Below are 19,540 nucleotides of genomic sequence, written 5' to 3'. Positions count from 1 at the left end.
ATTATCCCGTGCTGCTCGAAATCCGCCACGTCACCCAGTACCACTACGAGCGCCCGGTTCGCGAAAGCCTGATGGAGCTGTGGATGCAGCCCCAGAAGACCGCCCGCCAGCGCCTGATCAGCTTCGAGCTGGACATCAATCCGGCCGCGCAGGTGTTTTCCTATGCCGACAGTTTCGGCAACGCCGTCTATCACTTCGACGTGCCCCAGCCGCACGACAAGCTGACCATCGTCGCGCGCTCGGCGGTCGAGACCGAGTCGCCCGGCGAGCGCCCTGACGCCCTGGACATGGGTGAATGGGACCGGCTTCGCAGCGAGTTCGTGCGTGGCGAGTGTTTCGACTTCCTGCGGATGCACGGCTTCGTCGAGACCACCGAGGCGCTGGACGCCTTCGTCAACGAGCACAATCTGGACGACCTGCGCCGCAGGGATCCGCTGACGGCGATGCGGATGCTGTCGGAGACCATCTATCAGGCCTTTGAATATCAGCCCGGCGTCACCGACGCCGACAGCCCCATCGACCTGGCCCTGAGCGCCGGCCGCGGGGTCTGCCAGGACTTTGCCCACATCATGCTGGCCGTCTGCCGCTCTTGGAACGTTCCGGCGCGCTACGTCTCGGGCTACCTGTTCACCGACCGCGACGCGGGTGACCGCTCTGATCCGGACGCCACCCACGCCTGGGTCGAGGTGTTCCTGCCCAGCCTGCGCTGGGTGGGCTTTGACCCGACCAACAACATGATGACCGGCGAGCGCCATGTGGCTGTGGCCGTGGGCCGCGACTATGCCGACGTCACGCCCTCGCGCGGCGTTTACAAGGGCGACTCAGACAGCGAACTGGCGGTGGGCGTCTCGGTGCGGCGGGCCCGCGCGGCCTTGGCCGAGCCGGAGTTCCTGCGCATGGCGCGCCCCAACTTCGCCGGCGGACGCCGTCGCCCGGACAATGCCGCCGCCCTCCGCCACGATATCCACCAGCAGCAGCAGCAACAGCAGCAATAGCGGCCTAAGCCGGGAAGACGTGGGCCTTGCGGGCCGACAGCTTTACCGCGCCGGCAAACTGCTCGGCCTGGTCGCGTGACACCGTCACCTCGATCCGGCGACCGTCCGGGGTCAATCCATCGACGGTCGCCAAAGCGCCCTGGACATGAACGCGGTTGACCTGGACGGCGAAGCCCGCCTCATCCAACACCAGATCATGGGGCCTCACGAAGCCGACAGCCTTGCCGTCCGCCAGGCCCGCCGCAGGAAGGAAGATCGAACCCGCGCTGAAACGACCCTTCGAGATTTCGCCCTCGAAGCGGTTGGCCTCGCCGACGAAGCCGCAAACGAACGGCGAAACCGGTTCATCATGCACCTGGGCCGGCGTGCCGACCTGCTCGATGACGCCATGGTTCAGAATGGCCACCCTGTCGGCCAGGTCGAGGGCCTCTTCCTGGTCGTGGGTCACGAAGATGGTGGTGACGCCGGTGGCGTCATGCACCCGGCGCAATTCCTTGCGCAGCGACTTGCGCACCGTGGCGTCCAGGGCGCCGAACGGCTCGTCCAGCAGCAGGACGCTGGGCTGCACGGCCAGGGCCCGCGACAGGGCCACGCGCTGGCGCTGGCCGCCCGACAGCTGCGACGGATAGCGGCTGCCCAGGCCTTCCAGCTCGACCAGGCGCAGCAGGTCATCGACCCGCTTGGTGATCTCGGTCTTGGACGGCTTGTCCTTGCCCTTGCGGACATCCAGGCCGAACGCGATGTTGCGGGCCACGGTCATGTGCTTGAACAGCGCATATTGCTGGAACACGAAGCCCACGCGGCGCGCGGCGGCCGAGGCGAAGGTGACGTCTTGGTCGTGGAACAGCACCTGGCCCGCGTCGGGGAACTCCAGACCGGCGATCACGCGCAGCAGGGTCGTCTTGCCCGAGCCCGAAGGCCCCAGCAGGGCCAGCAGCTCGCCGTCGGCGATCTCGAGCCCGACCTTGTCCAGCGCCGGATAGCGACCGAACTTCTTTTCGACGGAACGGATGGAGATGGTCATGAGGTCTGGCGTTCCGATCAGTGGCCGCCGCGCCGGCGCGAGCCGGGCTGGGCGACTTCAAGCGCGGTCTTGAGGACGAGGGTCACGATCGCCAGCAGACACAGCAGGGCGGCGACGGCGAAGGCCCCGACGAAATCATACTCGTTATAGAGGATCTCGACGTGCAGCGGCATGGTGTTGGTCAGGCCCCGGATGTGGCCGCTGACCACCGACACGGCGCCGAATTCGCCCATGGCGCGGGCGTTGCACAGCAGCACGCCGTACAGCAGGCCCCAGCGCACGTTCGGCGCGGTCACCCGCCAGAAGGTGTAGAGGCCCGAGGCCCCCATCGACACGGCCGCCTCCTCCTCGCTGGTTCCCTGCTCCTGCATCAGCGGGATCAGTTCGCGGGCGATGAAGGGGAAGGTCACGAAGATGGTGGCCAGCACGATGCCGGGCACGGCGAAGATGATCTTGATGTCGTTGTCGACCAGATGGTCGCCGAACCAGCCCTGCAGGCCAAACACCAGCACATAGATCAGGCCGGCGACGACCGGCGAGACCGAGAACGGCAGGTCGATCAGGGTGATCAGCAGGCTCTTGCCCGGAAACTCGTGCTTGGCCACGGCCCAGGCGGCGCACAGGCCAAACACCACATTGAACGGCACGGTGATCGCGGCGGTCAGCAGGGTCAGCTTGACGGCGGCGATGGCGTCGGGATTGGCGATGGCGTCCAGCGCCGGCTGGAGGCCCTTGCGCAGGGCCTCGGCGAACACGGCGGCCAGCGGCAGGATCAGGACAAGACCCAGGAACGCCAGGACCAGGGTGATGATCAGAACCTTGGCCCAGGCGGAATCTTCGGTGGAAAGACGCGGAGCCGCCATCAGGAGAACCTTCTCGCCCAGGCCTGCACGGCGTTGATGACCAGAAGCATCAGGAACGACACGCCCAGCATCACCACGGCGATCGCGGCCGCATTGGCATACTCGAACTGCTCCAGCTGGATGATGATCAGCAGCGGCGCGATCTCGGACTTGTAGGGCATGTTGCCGGCAATGAAGATCACCGAGCCGTACTCGCCAATGCCCCGGGCGAAGGCCAGGGCGAAGCCGGTCAGCCAGGACGGACCCAGGGCCGGCAGGATGATGCGCAGGATGGTGTCGATCCGGCCCGCCCCGAGGCTGGCGGCGGCCTCTTCCACATCGTGCGAAAGGTCGCGCATCACCGGCTCGATGGTGCGGACCACGAACGGCAGGCCGATGAAGATCAGGGCGATGGTCACACCGATCGGATTGTAGGCCGCCTTGATCCCCAGAGGCGTCAGATAGGCGCCGATCCAGCCGTTGGGCGAATAGAGCGTGGCCAGGGCGATGCCGGCCACGGCCGTGGGCAGGGCGAACGGCAGGTCGACCAGGGCGTTGACCAGCGCCTTGCCCGGAAACTCGTAGCGCACCAGCGCCCAGGCGGTCAGCACGCCGAACACGCCATTGATGGCGGCGGCGACGAGGGCTGCGCCAAAGGTCAGGCGATAGGCCGCTAGGGCCCGCTCGGAGAAGGCCGCAGCGACGAACTGGGCGGGTGACAACTCGGCGGCTTTCAGCGCCACGGCCGACAATGGGATCAGGACGATCAACGACAGGACCGTCAGGGTCACGCCCAGGGTCAGGGTGAAGCCCGGGATGGCCGAGCGACGTCGAAACAGCGGCCTTCGGGCGACAGGGGCGCCCCCCGGAAGTCTTGGGCGGATCGCGGCGGCGGTCTCGGCGGTCATCGTCTGATCGTCGTCCTGGTTCCGGCGAAGTCCGGTGTGAAACGCGCCTGGCCCAGAAAGAGGTCCATGGGCCGCAAAGCTAGGCTGCTTAAATCCCTACCGCATCGGTGGGGTCAATTGAGAATTCTCCCCCGACGACCTCAGAAAAACTTACCATGCAAATCAGCCGCTCGGTGGTTGAACTTGGTTGCCGCTGCATCAAGACCCTGCGCGCGCGATACGAACTTCGGGGGAGTTCAAAAGGTGCTGAAGCTGGCCTTCGCAATCATCCTGATCCTGGCGGCCCTGTTCGCATGGCCCTTTGTCGAACCCGCCCTCGAACGTTGGCGGCGAAGCCGTGCGGCCAGGCGTCGACGCGAGCGACAGGACTAGACTCGCGCCCAGCCGCAGTTGCGCAACCGGCTTGTCAGATCTGGCGTTCGTAGGGTCGGAAGCGATCCGCGCGGAACCTTGCCCGCGATCAAGACGCCTGCTTCCTGGTGAAGACGCCAACCCAAGATCAGAGGGTTGGATTGGTAGGCCGGGTGGGGTTCGAACCCACGACCATTCGATTAAAAGTCGAATGCTCTACCACTGAGCTACCGGCCCGCTCACGACGCGGCGACGCCGGTAGAAGCGGCGCGGAACATAGTCGGGGGTCGCCGCAGCCGCAAGCGGGGTTTCGCCGGTTGTTTGACATGACGCCGCCTCTTTTGCCGCGATAAAGTCGGTCTATGCGTGAATTCCTGCTCACCGCCCTGATTTTTCCGCTCTCGCTGGCCGGCGCGCCGGCGTTGTCCCAGCAGCAACCCGCGCCGACGCCGCCCGCTGATTCGAAAATCCAGACCACATCGGACGCCAACCGGGACGGCATCTCCGGCGCGGTCAGCGCGCCGTTGCGTGACGTCAATATTGTCCGCACCAAGATCCCGCCGACCCTCATCGAGGCGATGAGCGATCCCTACGCCCGGCCGCAGCGCGTCAATTGCGCCACCCTGATCGGTCTGATCTCACCGCTTGATGTGGCCCTGGGCGAGGACCTCGACGCCCATCCCCCCGAAGAGAACGAAGACCTGATGGATCGCGGCCGCAAGGCCGCCGGCAGCGCCGCCCTGGGCGCGGTGGCCAGCGCCGCGCAGGACATGATCCCGATGCGCGGCTGGGTGCGCAAGCTCAGCGGGGCCGAGCGTCACGACCGGCTGGTGCAGAGCGCCATCACCTCGGGCAATGTGCGCCGAGCCTATCTGAAGGGCCTGGGCGAGGCGCGGGGGTGCAATCCGCCGGCCACGCCGCAGCACAAGCCGCCCGCGCCCGTCCCCGTGGTCGATCCCGGCATGCCGCCGCCGCCCGAAGGCTTCAAGCCGCGCTTCCCGATCGTTCAGACGCCGCCGACGCCCAAGCCCAACTAGCCCGCAGCGTTGTGCCGCGCCGCGAAGTCGCGGCGGAAGGCCTCGAACCGGCCCTCCGCGATCGCCTCGCGCATCGCCGCCGTCAGGGCCTGGAAGAAGGCAATGTTGTGCCAGGACAGCAGCACCTGGCCCAGGATCTCCTCGGCCTTGAACAGGTGGCGCAGATAGGCCTTGGAATAGTCGCGGCTGGCCGGGCAGTCGCTGCCGGGATCCAGCGGCGTATCGTCGTCGGCGAATTTTGCGTTCTTGATGTTGATCGCGCCGTCCCAGGTCCAGGCCTGGCCGTGACGGCCCGAGCGGGTGGGCAGCACGCAGTCGAACATGTCGACGCCGCGGGCCACCGCCTCGACCAGGTCGATCGGCTTGCCCACGCCCATCAGGTAGCGCGGCTTGTCCGCTGGCAGTAGATCGGGCGCATAGTCCAGCACCTCGCACATCGCCGTGTGCCCCTCGCCTACCGCCAGCCCGCCGATGGCGTAGCCGTCAAAGCCGATGTCCTGTAGCCGCTGCGACGACTCGCGGCGCAGGTTCTCGAAGGTCGAGCCCTGCTGGATGCCAAACAGCACCTGGCTGTCGCGCGTGCCGAACGCCGCCTTGGAGCGGATGCCCCAGCGAGCCGACAGCTCCATACCCTCGCGGGCCCGCTTCTCTTCGGCCGGCCAGGCGACGCATTCGTCCAGCTGCATGACGATGTCGCTGCCCAGCAGGTCGGCCTGGATCTCCATCGACCGCTCGGGTGACAGGACATGCTTGGAGCCGTCGATATGGCTGGCGAAGGTGACGGCCTCTTCGGTGACCTTGCTGATCCCCGACAGGCTCATCACCTGGAAGCCGCCGCTGTCGGTCAGGATCGGCTTGTCCCACCGCATGAACTTGTGCAGCCCACCTAGGCGCTTCACCCGCTCGGCCGTCGGCCGCAGCATCAGATGATAGGTGTTGCCCAGGATGATGTCGGCGCCGGTGTCCTTCACCTGATCGACGGTCAGGGCCTTCACCGTGCCCGCTGTACCCACGGGCATGAAGGCCGGGGTGCGGATGTCGCCGCGCGGGGTCTTCAGTACGCCGGTGCGGGCCTTGCCGTCGGTGGCGGAGATCTCGAAGGGGAACGCCATGCTCAGGTCTCGTCAGGCTCGGCGGGGAACAGCAGCGAGCTGTCGCCGTAGGAATAGAAGCGATAGCCCGTGGCGATGGCCCGCTCATAGGCCTCGCGCATGGTCTTCTGGCCGGCGAAGGCGCTGACCAGCATGAACAGGGTCGACTTGGGCAGGTGAAAATTGGTCATCAGCACGTCGGCGGCGCGGAAGCGGTAGCCGGGGGTGATGAAGATCGCGGTCTCGTCCGCGAAGGGCCGGATGACGCGATCCTCGCCGGTGGCGCTTTCCAGCAGCCGCAAGGATGTGGTGCCGACGCAGACGATGCGCCCGCCGGCGGCGCGAACGGCGTTGAGGGCGTCGGCGATCTCGGGGGTCACCTCGCCATATTCGGCGTGCATCCTGTGCTCGGACACCACGTCGGTCTTCACCGGCAGGAAGGTGCCTGCCCCGACATGCAGGGTCACGAAGTGCAGCGATACGCCCCTCGCCTTCAGTCGCTCCAACAGATCGGGCGTGAAATGCAGGCCGGCGGTCGGCGCGGCCACCGAGCCGTCCTCACGGGCATAGACGGTCTGGTAATCGGCGCGGTCGCGGTCGTCCTCGGCCCGCTTGGCGGCGATATAGGGCGGCAGCGGCATCTCGCCGTGGCGGGCGATGCCGATATCGAGGTCTGGCCCCGCCTGGTCGAAGGCCAGCAGCACCTCGCCGCCCTCGTGCTTTTCCAGCACGGTGGCGTCCAGGCGATGCTCGTCAGAACCGAACGCCACCCGGTCGCCGACCTTCAGGCGCTTGCCCGGACGCATGAAGGCTTTCCAGCGATCCGGCGCGACGCGCTGGTGCAGGGTGGCCTCAACCGGCACCGGCGCGCCGTCGCCGCCGCCCGTGGTGCGGGCCTCGCGCAGACCCGCCAGCCGCGCCGGGATCACCCGCGTGTCGTTGAAGACCAGGGCGTCGCCGGGGCGCAGGAAATCAGGCAGGTCGCGCACGACCTGGTCGGACACATCCACGCCCGGCCGCACCACCAGCAGACGCGCGGAATCGCGCGGCTCGGCTGGGCGCAGGGCAATGTTGTCCTCGGGCAGGACGAAATCGAAGTCGGAAAGGCGCATGGGGCGGCTTCAAGGACACGGCGAGGCCCGCAGGTCAAGATACTCGCCGCCACGCGAGCGCCATGGACAAGCCGGGAGCGGCGGCGCCAATCTCCCGAATAACCATAGTCTTCGGGGGGAAGATCGTCATGAAACGCCTGCTGGCCTGCGCCGCGCTGCTGCCGTTTCTGCTCGTCGCCTGTGACAACCGGCCTGCTGCGCCCCCCGGCGCGCCCGCCGCCACAGCGCCTGCCACGCCGCCCGCCAAGCCCACGACCGATGCCGCCGCGGCCAATTTCCAGCGCGACGCCACGCTGGACGTCTTCGGCTACTACTTCACGCAGACGCCGGTTCAGGTCGGGAACTGGAAGCTGAAGTCCGTCAACATGGGCTCGCCCAGCGACTTCGCGTCCTGGGAAGAGGGCAAGCGTCCCAGCAACTTTGGGCCCTTCTTCCTGGAATTCGAGGATGTCACCAGCCCGACGGCCGAGAACGAACTGGGACAGGTCTATCACACGGTCAGCTTCCGCCTGTTGCCCAACAGCTATCGGGTCGACGGTCAGGAGGTCGTGTTTCGCGGCCAGGATCCCCGCGTCGGCGAGGTGGTGTTCGCTGGCGTGTTCGATCTCGCCGCCCTGAAAGCCGCCAGGGCTGCGGGCCCGCCCGGACCGCCGCAGAGCGTCCTGACCGGCGGCCTGCGGATCGGCGCCGAGCCGATGCGCAATATCAGCTTCCTCTACTTTGCCGGCGACTGAAGTCATCGCGGTCGCACGCGTCCGTGTTATGGGCTGGCCATGGATCTTCTGCTTCGACTCCTGAGCCTTTTCTTCCGCGGCACCGGCCTGATGCTGGGTGTAGTCGGCGCGGGCTTCGCCGTCGCCTGCCTGGGCGGCGTGTTCAGCGATCGCCTGGACGCGTTCACCCACCTGACGCCGCTGTGGCTGGCCATGGGCGTGGGCGCGATCGTTCTGGGCTGGATCTTCGCGCGTCATGGCGAGCGCTCGGTGATCGTCGGTCTGGGCGGCGCTGCGGTTATCGCCAGCGCGATCCTGATGGGCCCCGAACTCTTGGCCGCCGCCGGCGCAAAGCGGATGGCGTCGCGGCCCGACGATCTGAAGGTCATCCAGTTCAATATCTGGCACGAGAACGAAACGCCCGAAGTGGCCCTGCGCTGGCTGCTGGACCAGAACGCCGACGTCGTGGTGATCGTCGAGGCCGGCGGCATGTCGGGGCCGGCGGTCAAGGGCCTCAAGGCCTACTACCCCTTCTCCGTCACCTGCGATGGCAAGAAGCGTTGCGGGACCATGATCTTCAGCCGCAAGCGCATGCTGGCGCGCAATGGCTTCTATCCGGAGGGTCGCGACCTGGCCGGCGCCTGGGCGACCCTGGCCGACCCCAAGGGCGACTTCACCATCGTCGGCATCCACTATGTCTGGCCCATGCCCGCCGGTCCCCAGCAGCAGCAGGGCAAGCGGCTGGTCGACGCCGTAGCCCGCTTCGACAAGTCCGACATGATCCTGACCGGCGACTTCAACTCCACGCCCTGGTCGTTCACGCTCAAGCGCCAGGACAAGGCCCTGGGCCTTGAGCGTCGCACCCGCGCCGTGCCCTCCTGGCCGTCCGGCCGCTTCTCGCGCCTGGCCAATGCCCCGGCGCCGTTCCTGCCGATCGATCACGTCTATGCGGGCAAGGCCTGGAAGACCGTCAGCGTCACGCGCGGGCCGGCTTTGGGTTCGGACCACCGGCCGATCATCGTCAAACTGCGGCGGAACTAGTCGCCCAGCGCCTCGCCCCAGAATGACGGAGATACGGCAGTTGGTGATCTTCCGTCCGCGCAGACAGCGGGTGTTGCGATCGTCCTCTGGGGGGAAGACGACTTTGAGAGCGGCGCAGCTTACGGAAATTCCCGCCGGCGGCCGAACGGACCTCTACGACGTTACTCTTTGGGCTTTGCAGCGCCCTTCGTTGCCCGCTCCACCACGGCCTTGCCTGCGTCTGTCTGAGCCAGCCCCTCCAGCATCGCTCCGAAGGCTTGGCCGCCCCTCGCGCTGAACACATCGGTGATGCTGCTCATGCCCCCGGGCACGTCGCCGCCGGTCACGATCACCTTGATGTCGGCGGCGCTCAGGGCCTCAGCCTGGGCGACACCCACGGCCTGCCCGGCTTTGATTTGCTCAACGCGCACCAGGTAGGTCTGGTAGCCGTCGTTGCCGCCGATCTCCCTGGCGAGCTCGATCTGCGTCGAGACCGGCGCCAGAAGCAGGAGCCGCTCGGCTTCGGCGCGGCTCTGGCCCTGCGCCAGCAAGCCTTCGGCGTCGAGCTTCTGCTGCGCCAGCGTTCCTTGCGCGACCAGCTCCAGCCGTTGACGTTCAGCCTCCGCGGCGATGACCTGCTGTCGGCGCTGCCCCTCCGCCCGGATGATCATGACCTCGCGCTCCTGGGCGGCCTGAACTTCCGCGACCCCCTTAGCGATGTCGGCGGAGCGCGTATCGGCGACCCGCTTCACATCCATCTCACGTTCGGTGGTGTCCTTCTGGGCGACCAGAACTTCCTGCTCGGCGACCTGCTTGGCGATGCCGACCTGCTTTTCCTGCTCGGCCGTCCGCATTCCGACCTGCTGCAGAGCGTCCTGCTTGTTCACCTCGACGATCCGTTGGGCCTCGATCTCCTTGGTCTGGGCAAACTGGCTGTTCATCGCCACGGCCTCACGGCTCTCGCGGTCAATGCGGGATTTTTCCTTCGCCATGATGTTGGCGATGACCTGCGAATTGGCGCTGTCGCGGATGTCCATGAACTCGATGTTCTTGACCGTCTCGACGCCCCAAGCCAGCAGCTGCTTGTCCACCTGGGCGGTAAAGGCCTCGGCCAGGGTTGATCGGGCTTCGAGGATGTCTTCGAGCTTGTGGGTGGCCAGCACGTTCCGGACGGCGCCCTGAAGGATGCCAGACAGCTGATGTTGCAGTTCGTCGAAATTGGCGACCTTTTCCGCCGCCGTGTCCGACTTTGCGATCCGCATGAACGCCTGCACGTCCACCCGAAACGGGAGGCGCCCGGTGTCGTAGGCTTCGTAGTCTTTCAGGTTCACGTCGAATATGGAGACCGGGAACTTGGTCACCAGGACACCGATCCTGGGCAGGAAGGCGGGCCACTCGTAGTAGACGTTTCCGGCCGACTGACTGGCGCCGTAGCTGACGCGAGACCGCCCGCGCTGGACGATGTGAACTTCGTTGGTTGGGACCACACGGCGCAGAACAAGCGCGATCAGGAATCCAATGGCGAAGACGCCGAGCGCTACGCCGCCGGCGACGAAATACATGTTCATGTGATCCCCCGATACTGACCGAACTATGTCGATAAAGTCCGGGTGGCGCAACTATTGCGAGAGGCTGCGCACCCGCCGGATCGGCGACTGGCGCCCAAGGCGAACATCGCAAATGGCAGGGTGGGGTCGTGAGCGGTCTGCGGCTCCGACGCCGGTTTCGGACCCGGCCAAGCCCCAACAAAAACGGCCCTGGATCGCTCCGGGGCCGTCTTCGTCTTCAGCAGAAGCCCGATCAGGCGTCGGCGGCGATCTTGGCGCTGACGATCTTGCCCGGCGTGCGCGGGGGCTCGCCCTTGGGCAGGGCGTCGACGTGGTCCATGCCCTCGGAGACCTGACCCCAGACGGTGTACTGGCCGTCAAGGAAGGTGGCGTCGTCCAGGCAGATGAAGAACTGGCTGTTGGCCGAGTTGGGATCGGGGGTGCGGGCCATCGAGCAGACGCCGCGCACGTGGGCTTCCTTGGAGAACTCGGCCTTGATGTCCGGCTTGTCGCTGCCGCCGCGGCCGGTGCCCGACGGATCGCCGCCCTGGGCCATGAAGCCCGGGATCACGCGGTGGAAGACAACGCCGTCATAAAAGCCCTCGCGGACCAGTTCCTTGATGCGGTCGACGTGGCCGGGGGCCAGGTCGGGGCGCATCTGGATGGTGACCGGGCCGCTTTCCAGCGTGAGGATCAGGGTGTTTTCGAGGTCGGCCGACATGGTCATCCCTTGGGTGCGAAATGGTGAAGGCGCTTCTAGCGCGCTTTTCCCCCCGCTGTGAACCGCCACGCGCCCCAAAAGGGTGAGAGACTAGCGGATATCGACCGGGATCTTCAGATCACAGACCGAGAAGTCCGCGCCCTTGATCGCGCGCTGGCGGCGAATCTCGCCCGCAAACCACGCGCCCTGGGTGTTGATCACCCGCACCCTGGGACGCTCCTTCTCGGGAATGTCTGACAGCATCCGCACCTTCTCCATGCGGTCCTGAGGCGCGGCCACCGGCTCGCCGGTCTTGATGGCGCGGATGGTCTCCAGTCCGCTGATCACCCGGCCAAAGGCGGTGTAGCGCTTGTCGAGCGACGGATAAGGCTGGCGCATCAGGAAGAACTGGCTGTTGGCCGAATTGTTGTCGTCGTCGCGGGCCATGCCCACCACGCCGGGGCAATAGGTGCCCCAGGCCGAGACATTGCCGTCGGCCGTGACCTCGTTCCAGCTCCAGTGCTGGCTGAACACCGGCAGCGAACCCAGCAGTCCCACCTGCAGCCCTGACGGCGCGGCGGCCGGCGTAAAGGGCGTCGCAGCCGTCCGCCGGAAGGTGAACTCGGCCTTCAGGTTGGGCTTGTCGGTATTGCCTTCGCCATTGTCCTTCGGGTCACCGGTCTGGGCCATGAACCGGTCGATGACCCGGAAAAAGGTGCGGCCGTCATAGACCCCGGCCCGGGTCAGTTCGCGCATCCGGGTCACGTGGCCGGGCGCGACCTCGGGGGTCAGTTCGACGACCACCCGGCCCTTGTTGGTGTCGATCACCATGACGTTGTCGGGGTCGGGGACCCGCCAATCGGCCGCCACGGGCGGGGCGACGCCTCGCGCCTTGCCCTTGGACCTGGCAGCGGACAGCGCCGGACTGGCCAGCAGGGCCAGGCTCAGGCCCAGGACGACAACGGCGGATGGTTTCATTTGATCTGCACCGGGATTTCGACGTCGCAATTGCTGAAGCTGGCTCCCATCTCGGCCCGGCGCTTGGCGGCCAGGGCGGCGAAGGCGGGGCCGCGGGTGTCCATGACCTGCACCGAGGGGCGCTTGTCGGCCGGCAGATCGGCCAGCAGCCGGACGCTGATCATCCTGTCCTGCGGATCGGGCGCCGGCTCGCCGACCTTGATCGCGCGGATCACGTCCAGGCCTGACAGGGCCCGGCCAAAGGCGGTGTAGGTCTTGTCCAGCGAGGCATAGTACTGCCGCATGAAGAAGAACTGGCTGTTGGCGCTGTCGGGATTGTTGGCCCGGGCCATGCCCAGAACGCCCGGACAGAAATTGCCCCAGGTCGCCACCTTGCGGTCGGCGGTCATCACCGCCAGGGCGGCCGGCTGGCTGGTCACCGGCAGGGCGCCGACGAACCCGGTCTCGTTGCTGCCGACCTTGCCCGGCGCGGCCAGGGGCGTGTCGGCGCCACGGCGGAAGGTGAACTCGGCCGTCATGTCGGGCTTGTCCGAACCGCCCGCGCCGGTGTTGTCGGGATCTCCCGTCTGGGCCATGAAGCTGTCGATGACGCGGAAGAAGGTCAGGCCGTCATAGAAGCCGGCCTGGGTCAGCTCGCGAATGCGCGCCACATGCGCCGGAGCGGCCTGCGGGCTGAGCTCGGCGATGATCCGGCCCTTGTTGGTCTCGATGACCAGCACGTTCTGGGGATCGGGCGTGCGCCAGTCGCCAAACTGAGCGGGCGGCGTCTGGGCCGACGCCGTGTGCGCGACAGCGGTCGTGGCCAGCAGCGCCAGAGCGGCGACGGAATACGCAAGCTTCATGGAAATCCCCGAACAGAAAGGCAGACGGGGCGTAGAACGACGACGCCCCCGCGACAAGTCCGCCGTGTTGAAGCCTATGATTTCGACAGCTTCACGGCAAACCCGCTGATTCAGGTCTTGCGCAGCTTGGCGACCAGTTGCTCGCCCACCCCGGCGGGCACGAACTTGGAGATGTCGCCGCCCAGGGCCGCGATCTCCTTGACCAGCCGCGAGGCGATGGCCTGGTGCCGGGGATCGGCCATCAGGAACACCGTCTCGATCTCGCGATCCAGCTGCTGGTTCATGGCGGTCATCTGGAATTCGTACTCGAAGTCGGCCACGGCCCGCAGGCCGCGCACGATCATCTGAGCCCCGACCTCGCGCGCGAAGTGCATCAGCAGACTGTCGAAGGGCCTGACCTCGATCACCGCCAGCTTGTTGAGGTGCGCGGTTTCCCGCTCAAGGATTGCCACCCGCTCTTCCAGCGAGAACAGCGGCCCCTTGCCGATATTCACCGCCACGCCGATCACCAGCTTGTCGACCAGCTTCACGGCCCGACCGATGATATCGAGATGGCCGTTGGTGACCGGATCAAACGTTCCGGGATAAAGCCCGACCCTCATGCAACCCCCTGCGTTATCGGCGCTCTACGGGGTCTAGTCCGCCCCGCTTGATTCGCCCTGATCGTCGTCGCCGCCGCCGGCGTCAGCCAGCCGCTCCACGCTCACGACATGTTCGTCCTTCGCGGTGCGGAACACGGTTACGCCCTGAGTATTCCGCGCTGCAACACGAATTTGCGAGACGGGGCACCGTATCAACTGTCCGGCGTCTGTCACCAGCAGGATTTCGTCGCTGTCCTCGACCGGGAACGAGGCCGCCAGGCGGCCGCCGCGCTTGGAGAGATCCTGGGCCGTAAGCCCCTGACCGCCCCGGCCCGTGCGGCGATAATCATAGGCGCTGGTGCGCTTGCCGAAGCCTTCAGACGAGACGGTGAGGATGAACTCCTCGGCCGCGCCCAGCTGGGCGATGCGTTCCGGCGTCAGGCTGGCCTCGCCAACGTCCTCGTCGGACTCTTCCGGCGCCGGGGCGTCGTCGCCCTCCTCGCCGGCCGCGCGCAACATGGCGCGGGCATGTTTCAGATAGGCGGCGCGCTCGGCCGGCGTGGCGTCGACGCCGCGCAGGATGGCCATATTGATCACTTGGTCGCCCTCGGCGAGCTTCACGCCGCGCACGCCGGTCGAATCACGGCTGGCGAAGACGCGGACCTCGTCGGCCGAGAAGCGGATGCAGCGGCCGACGGCCGTGGTCAGCAGGATGTCGTTCTCGGTCCCGCAGACGCCGACGCCGATAATGCCGTCGCCGTCATCGAGCTTCATGGCGATCTTGCCGTTGCGGCGCACGTCGACGAAGTCCGACAGCTTGTTGCGACGCACGCTGCCCGAGCGGGTGGCGAACATCACGTCCAGGCGGTCCCAGGTGCTTTCGTCCTCGGGCAGGGTCAGGATCGAGGTGATGGTCTCGCCCGGCTCGATCGGCAGCAGATTGACGAACGCCTTGCCGCGCGAATTGGCGGCGCCCAGCGGCAGCCTCCAGACCTTGAGCTTGTAGACCTTGCCGCCCGAGGTGAAGAACAGCAGCGGCGCGTGGGTCGAGGCCGAGAACACGCGGGTGACCGCGTCTTCGGTCTTGGTGGCCATGCCCGACTTGCCTTTGCCGCCCCGGTGCTGGGTGCGGTAATTGGCCAGCGGCGTGCGCTTCACATAGCCGCCCATGGTCACGGTGATGACCATTTCCTCGCGGACGATCAGGTCTTCATCTTCCACGTCGGCGTCGCCGTCGACGATCTGACAGCGGCGCGGCACGGCGAATTTCTCGCGCACCTCGACCAGCTCCTCGCGGACCACGGCCATGATGTTGGCGCGGTCCGACAGCAGGTCCAGATAGCCGCGGATGGCTTCGGCCAGGGCTTGCGCCTCGTTGCCGATTTCCTCGCGGCCCAGGCCGGTCAGACGCGACAGGGTCAGGGCCAGGATGGCGCGGGCCTGCTCGTCGGTCAGACGGATCAGACCGCCCTCTTCGTGCAGGCTGCGCGGGTCGGCGATCAGCTCGACCAGGGGCATCATGTCGCCGGCCGGCCAGGCCTTGGCCACCAGGCGCTCGCGCGCCTCGGCCGGATCCTTGGACGAGCGGATGATGTGGATGAATTCGTCGATATTGGCGACGGCGATGGTCAGACCCACCAGCACGTGGCCACGATCGCGCGCCTTGCCCAGCTCGAACTTTGTGCGCCGGACGACAACCTCTTCGCGGAACTTCACGAAGATATCGATCAGCTGGTACAGGCCCATCTGCTCGGGGCGCTTGCGGTTCAGCGCCAGCATATTGACGCCGAACGAGCTTTGCAGCGCCGTGAAACGGTACAGCTGGTTGAGGATCACGTCGCCCGAGGCGTCGCGCTTCAGCTCGACCACGATGCGCATGCCGTCGCGGTTGGACTCGTCGCGGATGTCGCTGACGCCCTCGATCCGCTTGTCGCGGACCAGTTCGGCTATGTACTCGACCAGATTGGCCTTGTTCACCTGATACGGGATCGCGGTGATGATGATGGCTTCTCGGCCCTGGCGGATCTCTTCCACCGAGGCGATGCCGCGCATGATCACCGAGCCGCGGCCGGTCAGCAGGGCCTGGCGCGGACCGCTGCGGCCGATGATCTCGCCGCCGGTCGGGAAGTCGGGACCGGGCACGATGTCCAGCAGGGTCTCGGCGCTGACCTCGGGGTCATCGATCATGGCCAGACAGGCGTCGATGATTTCGCCCAGATTGTGCGGCGGGATGTTGGTCGCCATGCCGACGGCGATGCCGCCCGCGCCATTGACCAGCAGGTTGGGAATCCGTGACGGCAGGACCGTCGGTTCCTGTTCCTTGCCGTCATAATTGTCCTGGAAGTCGACCGTGTCCTTGTCGAGGTCGGCCAGCAGCGCCAGCGCCGGGGGCGCCATCCGGCACTCGGTGTAGCGCATGGCGGCCGGCATATCGCCGTCGACCGAACCGAAATTGCCCTGGCCGTCGATCAGGATCAGCCCCATCGAGAAGGGCTGGGTCATCCGGACCAGGGTGAAATAGATCGAGGCGTCGCCGTGCGGGTGATACTTACCCATCACGTCACCGACCACGCGGGCCGACTTCACATAGGAGCGATCGGGCGTATGTCCTTGTTCGTGCATCGAAAACAGCACGCGACGGTGAACGGGCTTGAGACCATCGCGCGCGTCCGGCAGGGCGCGGCTGACGATCACGCTCATCGCGTAGTCGAGATACGAGCGACGCAGTTCGTCCTCGATGAAGATCGGGGCGATATCCCCTCGCGGCCCTTCGGGAGGGGTAGTGATTTGATCGTCGCTCAAGGGGATTTTTCGCCGTCAGAATCGAACACGGAACTGTCTTTAACTGTTAGCATTCCCCCAAGGGCGGCGCCACCTTTCCAGGACAGCAGCCTCCCCCGTCCGCTTGTTTTTGAAGGATTTCCCATGCGTTCCGCCGTTGCCGCCGCCACCTTCGCCACCCTCCTCCTCGCCGCCCCCGGCGCTGTCTCCGCCCAGACCGCCACCCCGGCCGCGGGGGCCCAGACCGCAACCGCCGCCGTCAAGGCCGGTGATGGCAAGGACCTCGGAACGGCAACCCTCACGGAAGCGCCGCACGGCGTGCTGCTGCGTCTGGAGCTCAAAGGCCTGACGCCCGGCTGGCACGGCGTGCACTTCCACGAGAAGGGTGACTGCGGCACGCCAGACTTCAAGTCGGCGGGCGCCCACGTCCACACCACCGCCGCCGTGATCCACGGCCTGCTCAATCCCGCCGGCAACGACAATGGCGACCTGCCCAACATCCATGCCGGCGCTGACGGTTCAGCCATGGCCGAGCTCTATTCGCCGCTGGTCTCGCTGAAGGGCGCCGGCGGCCGCCCGGCCCTGCTCGACGCCGACGGCTCGGCCATCGTCGTCCACGCCAACCCCGACGACCACAACAGCCAGCCGATCGGCGGCGCAGGCGCCCGAGTGGCCTGCGGCGTGGTGAAATAGGCTCGTCGCTTAGGAGCGGCAACGCCGCGATCTCCGTCCTGACCGGCTTCGCGGTCGGGACGGGGCCTGTGGCTCGCGCCTCTAGACCGTCTCGGCAGTCATGGCCTCGGGCTTGGCCGCCCGCTTCTCGGTCAGGGCCACCAGGGCCACGCCGGCCAGGGTCGCCGCGCCGCCGATCAGCAGTTGCGGGGTCAGCCGGTCGCCCAGGAACAGGATGCCGATCGTGCACGACACCAGAGGCGTCAGCAGGAAATAGGGCGTCACGCGCCCCGCCTCGCGGCGCTGGACCAGCCAGAACAGCAGCGCGCTGGCCCCAATGGTCGAGACAATGCCCGCGAAGGCTACGCAGGCCCAGGCGATCGCCGGGGCGGCCATCACCCGCTCGACCACGTTGGACTCGAACGTAAAGGACATGGCGATCAGGGTCGGGGCGGCGACGATGGCCGTCAGCCCCTGAACCTTCAGCGGCTTCACCCCCGGGGTCATCCTCACCAGCACCGTCGCCACCGCCCAGCAGGCGCAGGCTGCAATGACCAGGGCCACGGCCGGAAGATCCCCGGCCCCGTGCGGGTCCAGGCTCATCCAGGCCACGCCGACGAAGGCGATCAACAGGCCGATCACGGCGGGCAGGCGCATGGTCTCGCCCAGCATCCGCCAGGCCGCGACGGCCGTGAACGGAATCCACAGCTGGCTGGCCACGACCAGCGGGCTCAGCGACTGGCCCATGCCGAAGGCCACGTAGATCAGGCCAAAATGGATGGGCCCCGACAGCAGGATGATGCCCAGCAGCTTCTTGGGCTCGGGAAACGGCGGCCGGATGAACGGGATCAGGAAGATCAGGGCCAGGCCAAACCGCAGGCCGCCCACCATCATCGGCGGCAGGTGCTCGGTCGCCACCTTGGCGGCGGCGTTGTTCACGCCCCAGGTCAGGATGATCGCCAGAATGGCGAGGCGTTCCAGACCAGACAGGGGCGAATTGGAGGACATGGCCGCTTGGACCAGACGCGCCCCTGAAGGTCAATCGGCCCCGATGACGCGGCGCACCGCCCGGGTCAGCAAGGCCAGGTCGGCATCGGGCGTCGTGAAGGACGGGGTCAGATAGATGACCTTGCCCATTGGCCGGATCCAGACGCCCTCTTCCGCGAACCGGGCGCACAGATCGCCGACCGCAACCGGCGCGTCGAATTCGACCACGCCGATCGCCCCCAGCACCCGCACATCGACGACGCCCGGCGCGGCCCGGCAGGGCTCAAGCCCTTCGGCCAGGGCGGCCGAGACCCGCGCCACATCGGCTCGCCAGGCGCCATCCTCGAACAGGTCCAGCGAGGCGTTGGCCGCCGCGCAGGCCAGCGGATTGGCCATATAGGTCGGGCCGTGCATCAGGGCGGCTTCGGGATCATCCGACAGGAAGGCCTCGAACACCCGGGTGCTGGCGACCGCCGCCGACAACGGCAATGTTCCGCCGGTCAGGGCCTTGGACAGGGTGACGATGTCGGGCTCGATCCCGGCCGCCTGCATGGCGAACATCGATCCCGTGCGGCCAAAGCCGGTGAAGATCTCGTCGAAGATCAACAGCACCCCGTGGGTGTCGGCCAGGCGCCTCAGGGCTCGCAGGGTGTCGGGACGATGCAGCAGCATGCCCCCCGCGCCCTGGACCAGGGGCTCGACCAGGATGGCGGCGATCTCCCCGCCCCGTTCCTGCAACAGGGCGTCCAGCGCCGCCTCGCCCTCCGCGTCGCGAGGAAGGTCAGCGATCACCTGGGCCGGCATCACACCCGAAAACAGGCTGTGCATGCCCTCCTCCGGATCGCAGACCGTCATGGTCGCCAGGGTGTCGCCGTGATAGCCGCCCCGAAACGACAGGAACCGCGTGCGGCCGGTATTCCCGCGATTGATGTGGAACTGCAGGGCCATCTTCATGGCGATCTCGACCGCCACCGAGCCCGACTCGGCGAAGAAGGCATGGTTCAGGTCGCCCGGCAGCAGGTCGGCCAGCCGCCGGGCCAGGCGATAGGCCGGCTCGTGGGCCAGGCCGCCAAACATCACATGCGGCATCCGCTCGATCTGGTCGCGCAGGGCCTGGGCGATATGCGGATGATTGTAGCCGTGGCAGGCGGTCCACCAGGAGGCCAGGCCATCGACCAGCTCCCGGCCATCGGCCAGCACCAGCCGCGAGCCCCGCGTGGCGACCACCGGCAACGGCGGCCGGGCGGTCTTCATCTGGCAATAGGGCCGCCAGACGTGGGCCGCGCCGGCGCTCATCCAGTCGGGGGTCATGGCGGGGCGATCCTTCGTTGCGTCTGGAGGGCGCCTTGCCTATGCCCT

The 19,540-nt window shown here is 67.1% G+C and carries 17 protein-coding genes, 1 tRNA gene and 1 pseudogene; 5 read left to right on the top strand and 14 right to left on the bottom strand.

Annotated features, from left to right (window positions below; all coding sequences use genetic code 11):
* Nucleotides 1-8 precede the first annotated feature (8 nt).
* Nucleotides 9-995 (top strand): transglutaminase family protein, encoded by a 987-nt coding sequence (locus tag ACW17Z_RS00290; protein WP_492057172.1) that lies wholly within the window; start codon nucleotides 9-11, stop codon nucleotides 993-995.
* Between the two features lie 4 nt (nucleotides 996-999).
* Here ACW17Z_RS00290 and ACW17Z_RS00285 read toward each other — a convergent pair whose 3' ends face one another.
* The 4 genes from ACW17Z_RS00285 to ACW17Z_RS00270 form a co-directional block, all read right to left on the bottom strand.
* A complete protein-coding gene (locus ACW17Z_RS00285; RefSeq protein ID WP_492057171.1) occupies nucleotides 1,000-2,019 on the bottom strand; it encodes a sulfate/molybdate ABC transporter ATP-binding protein in 1,020 nt (339 codons plus the stop codon).
* A 17-nt stretch (nucleotides 2,020-2,036) separates the two neighbouring features.
* Entirely contained in the window at nucleotides 2,037-2,882 is an 846-nt protein-coding gene (gene cysW / locus ACW17Z_RS00280) for a sulfate ABC transporter permease subunit CysW (protein ID WP_492057170.1), read from the bottom strand.
* Nucleotides 2,882-3,769, bottom strand: coding sequence for a sulfate ABC transporter permease subunit CysT (gene cysT, locus ACW17Z_RS00275; protein ID WP_492057169.1), 888 nt, complete (start codon nucleotides 3,767-3,769; stop codon nucleotides 2,882-2,884). The genes cysW and cysT overlap by 1 nt, the downstream gene beginning before the upstream one ends.
* Nucleotides 3,770-4,282: 513 nt before the next feature.
* Nucleotides 4,283-4,357 (bottom strand) — tRNA-Lys (locus tag ACW17Z_RS00270).
* A 125-nt stretch (nucleotides 4,358-4,482) separates the two neighbouring features.
* Between ACW17Z_RS00270 and ACW17Z_RS00265 the strand changes: the two genes are divergently transcribed.
* Entirely contained in the window at nucleotides 4,483-5,157 is a 675-nt protein-coding gene (locus tag ACW17Z_RS00265) for a hypothetical protein (RefSeq protein ID WP_492057168.1), read from the top strand.
* Here ACW17Z_RS00265 and tgt read toward each other — a convergent pair.
* Both tgt and queA read right to left on the bottom strand, forming a co-directional pair.
* Nucleotides 5,154-6,269, bottom strand: coding sequence for a tRNA guanosine(34) transglycosylase Tgt (tgt, locus tag ACW17Z_RS00260; RefSeq protein ID WP_419321264.1), 1,116 nt, complete (start codon nucleotides 6,267-6,269; stop codon nucleotides 5,154-5,156). The genes ACW17Z_RS00265 and tgt overlap by 4 nt on opposite strands.
* Before the next feature lie 2 nt (nucleotides 6,270-6,271).
* Nucleotides 6,272-7,360 carry a tRNA preQ1(34) S-adenosylmethionine ribosyltransferase-isomerase QueA gene (gene queA, locus ACW17Z_RS00255; RefSeq protein WP_492057167.1) on the bottom strand — a complete coding sequence of 363 codons (1,089 nt, stop codon included), beginning with the start codon at nucleotides 7,358-7,360 and terminating at the stop codon, nucleotides 6,272-6,274.
* A gap of 128 nt (nucleotides 7,361-7,488) precedes the next feature.
* Here queA and ACW17Z_RS00250 point away from each other — a divergent pair, with 128 nt between their 5' ends.
* Entirely contained in the window at nucleotides 7,489-8,094 is a 606-nt protein-coding gene (locus ACW17Z_RS00250; RefSeq protein WP_492057166.1) for a hypothetical protein, read from the top strand.
* Between the two features lie 39 nt (nucleotides 8,095-8,133).
* Entirely contained in the window at nucleotides 8,134-9,114 is a 981-nt protein-coding gene (locus ACW17Z_RS00245) for an endonuclease/exonuclease/phosphatase family protein (RefSeq protein ID WP_492057165.1), read from the top strand.
* A gap of 161 nt (nucleotides 9,115-9,275) precedes the next feature.
* Here ACW17Z_RS00245 and ACW17Z_RS00240 read toward each other — a convergent pair whose 3' ends face one another.
* The 6 genes from ACW17Z_RS00240 to gyrA form a co-directional block, all read right to left on the bottom strand.
* Nucleotides 9,276-10,655, bottom strand: a complete 1,380-nt coding sequence (locus ACW17Z_RS00240) for an SPFH domain-containing protein (RefSeq protein WP_492057164.1) — start codon at nucleotides 10,653-10,655, stop codon at nucleotides 9,276-9,278.
* A gap of 238 nt (nucleotides 10,656-10,893) precedes the next feature.
* Nucleotides 10,894-11,361, bottom strand: coding sequence for a peptidylprolyl isomerase (locus tag ACW17Z_RS00235; RefSeq protein ID WP_419321259.1), 468 nt, complete (start codon nucleotides 11,359-11,361; stop codon nucleotides 10,894-10,896).
* Nucleotides 11,362-11,451: 90 nt separating this feature from the next.
* Complete coding sequence (locus ACW17Z_RS00230) at nucleotides 11,452-12,318, bottom strand: peptidylprolyl isomerase (protein WP_492057163.1); 867 nt, start codon at nucleotides 12,316-12,318, stop codon at nucleotides 11,452-11,454.
* Nucleotides 12,315-13,160: a peptidylprolyl isomerase gene (locus tag ACW17Z_RS00225; RefSeq protein WP_492057162.1), complete on the bottom strand. Its 846-nt coding sequence runs from the start codon at nucleotides 13,158-13,160 to the stop codon at nucleotides 12,315-12,317. The genes ACW17Z_RS00230 and ACW17Z_RS00225 overlap by 4 nt, the downstream gene beginning before the upstream one ends.
* A 110-nt stretch (nucleotides 13,161-13,270) precedes the next feature.
* On the bottom strand, nucleotides 13,271-13,762 hold the full coding sequence (gene coaD, locus ACW17Z_RS00220; RefSeq protein WP_419321256.1) for a pantetheine-phosphate adenylyltransferase: 492 nt from the start codon (nucleotides 13,760-13,762) through the stop codon (nucleotides 13,271-13,273).
* 33 nt (nucleotides 13,763-13,795) lie between these two features.
* The gene (gyrA, locus tag ACW17Z_RS00215; protein WP_492057161.1) at nucleotides 13,796-16,543 is read right to left on the bottom strand and encodes a DNA gyrase subunit A; all 2,748 of its coding nucleotides are present in this window, start codon (nucleotides 16,541-16,543) and stop codon (nucleotides 13,796-13,798) included.
* Nucleotides 16,544-16,666: 123 nt separating this feature from the next.
* Between gyrA and sodC the strand changes: the two genes are divergently transcribed.
* On the top strand, nucleotides 16,667-17,215 hold the full coding sequence (gene sodC, locus ACW17Z_RS00210) for a superoxide dismutase[Cu-Zn] (RefSeq protein ID WP_492057159.1): 549 nt from the start codon (nucleotides 16,667-16,669) through the stop codon (nucleotides 17,213-17,215).
* 81 nt (nucleotides 17,216-17,296) lie between these two features.
* Here sodC and ACW17Z_RS00205 read toward each other — a convergent pair.
* Together ACW17Z_RS00205 and ACW17Z_RS00200 are read right to left on the bottom strand one after the other, a co-directional pair.
* A pseudogene (locus ACW17Z_RS00205) lies at nucleotides 17,297-18,236 on the bottom strand (DMT family transporter).
* On the bottom strand, nucleotides 18,233-19,492 hold the full coding sequence (locus ACW17Z_RS00200) for an adenosylmethionine--8-amino-7-oxononanoate transaminase (protein WP_492057158.1): 1,260 nt from the start codon (nucleotides 19,490-19,492) through the stop codon (nucleotides 18,233-18,235). Before ACW17Z_RS00200 ends, ACW17Z_RS00205 begins: the two are co-directional and overlap by 4 nt.
* Nucleotides 19,493-19,540 lie beyond the last annotated feature (48 nt).

Source organism: Caulobacter sp. GSs2 (assembly GCF_058680895.1).
Note: the sequence above shows the minus strand (reverse complement) of the source record. Positions and strands in the feature narration are given on the sequence as shown.

Excerpts from the sequence above, each read along its gene's own strand:
- ACW17Z_RS00285 (WP_492057171.1), bottom strand. The coding sequence starts at position 2,019 with ATGACCATCTCCATCCGTTCCGTCGAAAAGAAGTTCGGTCGCTATCCG.
- cysW (WP_492057170.1), bottom strand. The coding sequence starts at position 2,882 with ATGGCGGCTCCGCGTCTTTCCACCGAAGATTCCGCCTGGGCCAAGGTT.
- cysT (WP_492057169.1), bottom strand. The coding sequence starts at position 3,769 with ATGACCGCCGAGACCGCCGCCGCGATCCGCCCAAGACTTCCGGGGGGC.
- ACW17Z_RS00265 (WP_492057168.1), top strand. The coding sequence starts at position 4,483 with ATGCGTGAATTCCTGCTCACCGCCCTGATTTTTCCGCTCTCGCTGGCC.
- tgt (WP_419321264.1), bottom strand. The coding sequence starts at position 6,269 with ATGGCGTTCCCCTTCGAGATCTCCGCCACCGACGGCAAGGCCCGCACC.
- queA (WP_492057167.1), bottom strand. The coding sequence starts at position 7,360 with ATGCGCCTTTCCGACTTCGATTTCGTCCTGCCCGAGGACAACATTGCC.
- ACW17Z_RS00250 (WP_492057166.1), top strand. The coding sequence starts at position 7,489 with ATGAAACGCCTGCTGGCCTGCGCCGCGCTGCTGCCGTTTCTGCTCGTC.
- ACW17Z_RS00245 (WP_492057165.1), top strand. The coding sequence starts at position 8,134 with ATGGATCTTCTGCTTCGACTCCTGAGCCTTTTCTTCCGCGGCACCGGC.
- ACW17Z_RS00240 (WP_492057164.1), bottom strand. The coding sequence starts at position 10,655 with ATGTATTTCGTCGCCGGCGGCGTAGCGCTCGGCGTCTTCGCCATTGGA.
- ACW17Z_RS00235 (WP_419321259.1), bottom strand. The coding sequence starts at position 11,361 with ATGTCGGCCGACCTCGAAAACACCCTGATCCTCACGCTGGAAAGCGGC.
- ACW17Z_RS00230 (WP_492057163.1), bottom strand. The coding sequence starts at position 12,318 with ATGAAACCATCCGCCGTTGTCGTCCTGGGCCTGAGCCTGGCCCTGCTG.
- ACW17Z_RS00225 (WP_492057162.1), bottom strand. The coding sequence starts at position 13,160 with ATGAAGCTTGCGTATTCCGTCGCCGCTCTGGCGCTGCTGGCCACGACC.
- coaD (WP_419321256.1), bottom strand. The coding sequence starts at position 13,762 with ATGAGGGTCGGGCTTTATCCCGGAACGTTTGATCCGGTCACCAACGGC.
- sodC (WP_492057159.1), top strand. The coding sequence starts at position 16,667 with ATGCGTTCCGCCGTTGCCGCCGCCACCTTCGCCACCCTCCTCCTCGCC.
- ACW17Z_RS00200 (WP_492057158.1), bottom strand. The coding sequence starts at position 19,492 with ATGACCCCCGACTGGATGAGCGCCGGCGCGGCCCACGTCTGGCGGCCC.